This is a genomic window from Methanospirillum sp., from assembly GCF_035406105.1.
Lineage (GTDB): Archaea > Halobacteriota > Methanomicrobia > Methanomicrobiales > Methanospirillaceae > Methanospirillum.
This window is the reverse complement of the sequence record NZ_DAONKG010000255.1, coordinates 1-3,099: the sequence shown is the minus strand read 5'-3', so window position 1 is coordinate 3,099 and position 3,099 is coordinate 1. Positions and strand designations below refer to the sequence as shown.

The following is a 3,099-nucleotide window of genomic DNA, read 5'->3' as shown; positions in this document are numbered from 1 at the left end:
CCCACCGGTCAGTCGCATCCCGAAAAAATTAGTACCGACAGCGATGAGAAGAATCCCCGCTGTAATGATCAATCGCCCCGTCTCCCCAAGTCCGAATGCCGATGCGGCATACCCTGCACCGGTGAGTGCAATAATGGGGACTGCCATGATGGCAGAGAGTAAGAAGAACCAGCCGATAAGCATACCAATATCCGGATTCCATGCTCTGGTCACAAAATATGACACTCCTCCGGCATGGGGAAACCTGACTGAGAGAAACCCCATACAAAGCGCCATAGGGATTGCAAGAATACTCATTAAAACCCATGCAAGAATCGATGCGGGGCCTGCTGAATCAGCCGTAAGACCTGGAAGGAGGAGTATTCCGGATCCGAGGACTGATCCGATATACAACGGGATGATCTGCGAAAGTGACAGGGATGCTGTTTTTGGAATTGATGGCTGCACGGATATCACAATGAATGAAAACGGTTTATGAAACCCTATCTTTGGTCGTTCGGGAAGAAAAGGTACATCCCCCGTTCAGGGTTTGATTATATAACGATACTCTGTCATGAATATGGAAAAGTTAACACAATACACGGCATTAGAAAAATTCCGCAAGCATTTATTACCCTTTACGAACTCTTTCCATCCATTCATTGAGTAGGTGAATAAATGTCATTCTGATATCAGGATGTTCACGTATCTTTTGATTCAGGTCTGGTATATCGTTGCCTGCAAGAACAGCCGGCAGAGTATCTTATCTCCCGTCCCAGGATTGATTCACGAAAAACCCCGCCCTGCTTAAACCGGGATCCCATGTTGCGTCAATAAGTCTCCATGCACCATAAAGGAGTGCCTCTATGCAGAGATGAATGGAAAAGGAGAGATGGGGGAGCAGATCCCGAATTGAATCAGGATAGTCAAATGGCTGATCCTGCCATCTGAATGTGATATATTTGTATCTGACCTGAATACCGGATTGTTCAAACATCCATGAAAGAAGGTAATGTTTCGGCCCGCACCATCCCTTATTCTGGGTAATCATCAGACTGATGATGTCATCTGGCTCCCTCCATTCGGGCATAATTGCATAGGGGATATCCCTGATATGAGTGAATATTGAAATAACTCTCTGTTCTGCTTTCAGACCCTCTGTCCAGTGAGATACAAGAGAAGAATATGCCATATATGAGTCCTTCATATGCCCGTTTGTCTTCATTATATCATTAGGAAACATGTGGTATCAGTATGCACGAAAAGATGTATCTTTTCTGAGATCTCATTTTCTTGGGAATAGTACGTGCGATCATGCAGGGAGGATTTACACAGGTGTCAGAAGATAATCTGAAGGCAGTCTGTATTTATGCACGAAACCAGAAAGGTGTTTTGAAAGATATTGCAGGAACATTTGCAGATCATAACGCCAATATTGTTATGATTCATCTTGAGACAATTCATGGTAGGAACGAGGATGCATATGATGAGCTGTATATTGAATATGAGGGTGACGTTCATCAGGATAATCTTCTCACAGCCCTGCATGAGTTATCTGGTGTCAGGGATGTAATCCAGCATGTTTCTTTTGGCGATATCTATGGAAAACGGGTCATTATCATTGGTGGCGGGGCCCAGGTCGCTCAGGTTGCTATGGGTGCTGTCAATGAAGCAGACCGGCACAATATCAGGGGAGAGAGAATATCTGTGGACACAATACCGCTTGTCGGGGAGAAGACCCTCTCTCAGGCGGTTGATGCGGTAACGAGGCTTCCCAGGGTTGAGATTCTGGTTCTTGCAGGATCTCTTATGGGGGGCGCTGTATCTGAGTCAGTTGACCGGGTTAAGGCAGCTGGAATTCCGGTTATCGCGCTGAATATGGCCGGAAGTGTTGCAGACCATGCCGACCTGGTTGTGACCGATCCTATTCAGGCAGGAGTATTTGCCGTGATGCATGTATCAACAATAGCAGTTTTTGATGTAAACCGTGTACGGGGGAGAAGATTCTGAATAATTCCATTGAGCGAGCTTTACAGGTTCTGATGCATGACGGGATTGTCGTGTATCCGACCGATACCCTGTATGGGCTGGGAGGAGATGCCCTTTCTGATGAGGCAATCATGAAGGTTTTTGAGGCAAAGGGTCGTGAATATCATAAACCAATCTCAATTGCGGTATCAGATCCTGATATGATCAGAGCAGTGGCCTGTGTGGATGAACTGGCTGAGGAATTTATTGATCAGTTTCTACCCGGCCCGGTGACCGTCATTCTGCCAGCCCGGACTATTCTCTCCTCATGGCTGACTGCCGGGACAAAAAAGATAGGAATCAGGTATCCGAATCATGAGATTGCTCTTGAACTGATCTCACGGTTTGACAGTCCCATTACTGCAACCAGTGCCAATCTCTCAGGCGGTCCTGATCCGGTCTCATTGGATCTCTGCACTGTCCCCTATGACTGTGCGATAAATGCCGGACCTCTCTCCGGTATACCTTCAACGGTTGTAGACCTTGAATTGAGGGAGATCATCCGTGCCGGTGCAGAGATAGATGCAGTCGCAGCCTTTCTGGCCCAGTGGTCCTGATGAATCCGGTTCGTCTTCGTGATTTTGTCAGGGACATACATGGATGGTACTATGCCGTAGCAGCCTATGATAATCACACAACGGTTGGCTCTGTTCTCAGGTATATCCCTGATCCTGCCGGTGACCGGGTTGATACCGTAGGCAATCGGTACCGTAAGGTGGAGTTTGAAGAAGCATACCGTCTTATTGAAAAGCATCATCCAGACTGGGTCGGCCTTGTCCATCGAATTCCGAAACATGCGATAGCAGCAGTATTAAAACCGGATGAGCATATAGAAACCATCGCCACACGATATCCAAAGGTTGCAAAACTGGTCAGGGCACTTCATCTGCCTCCGTGTTCCTTTGGCGTTACCGGATCGCTTCTCTGTGGTCTTGGAAGTGAGAGCTCTGATATTGATGGTGTTGTGTATGGTTCTGCCTTCAGACATGCCCAAAAGCAGCTCGTTCGGTCCATTCAGGAAGGGACCGTGGAAGAGCTGGACGAGGAACTCTGGAAGACCGTATATAAAAAACGAAATCCGGATATCTCCTA

At 47.1% G+C, this 3,099-nt stretch carries 4 protein-coding genes and 1 pseudogene; 3 read left to right on the top strand and 2 right to left on the bottom strand.

The genetic code is table 11. The features are described from left to right. Together PLA23_RS11985 and PLA23_RS11980 are read right to left on the bottom strand one after the other, a co-directional pair. Nucleotides 1–447 (bottom strand): APC family permease (locus tag PLA23_RS11985; RefSeq protein WP_324475328.1); only part of this gene is annotated, 447 nt, incomplete at its 3' end. Nucleotides 448–742: 295 nt separating this feature from the next. Beyond that, a complete protein-coding gene (locus PLA23_RS11980) occupies nucleotides 743–1,222 on the bottom strand; it encodes a hypothetical protein (protein WP_324475327.1) in 480 nt (159 codons plus the stop codon). Between the two features lie 71 nt (nucleotides 1,223–1,293). Between PLA23_RS11980 and PLA23_RS11975 the strand changes: the two genes are divergently transcribed. The 3 genes and pseudogenes from PLA23_RS11975 to PLA23_RS11965 form a co-directional block, all read left to right on the top strand. Beyond that, nucleotides 1,294–1,989, top strand: a complete 696-nt coding sequence (locus tag PLA23_RS11975) for a DUF5612 domain-containing protein (protein WP_502883629.1) — start codon at nucleotides 1,294–1,296, stop codon at nucleotides 1,987–1,989. Between the two features lie 32 nt (nucleotides 1,990–2,021). Further along, nucleotides 2,022–2,564: an L-threonylcarbamoyladenylate synthase gene (locus PLA23_RS11970; RefSeq protein ID WP_324327781.1), complete on the top strand. Its 543-nt coding sequence runs from the start codon at nucleotides 2,022–2,024 to the stop codon at nucleotides 2,562–2,564. Continuing rightward, nucleotides 2,564–3,099: pseudogene (locus PLA23_RS11965) on the top strand (DNA polymerase subunit beta); the annotation flags it as partial. The gene PLA23_RS11970 and the pseudogene PLA23_RS11965, both read left to right, overlap by 1 nt.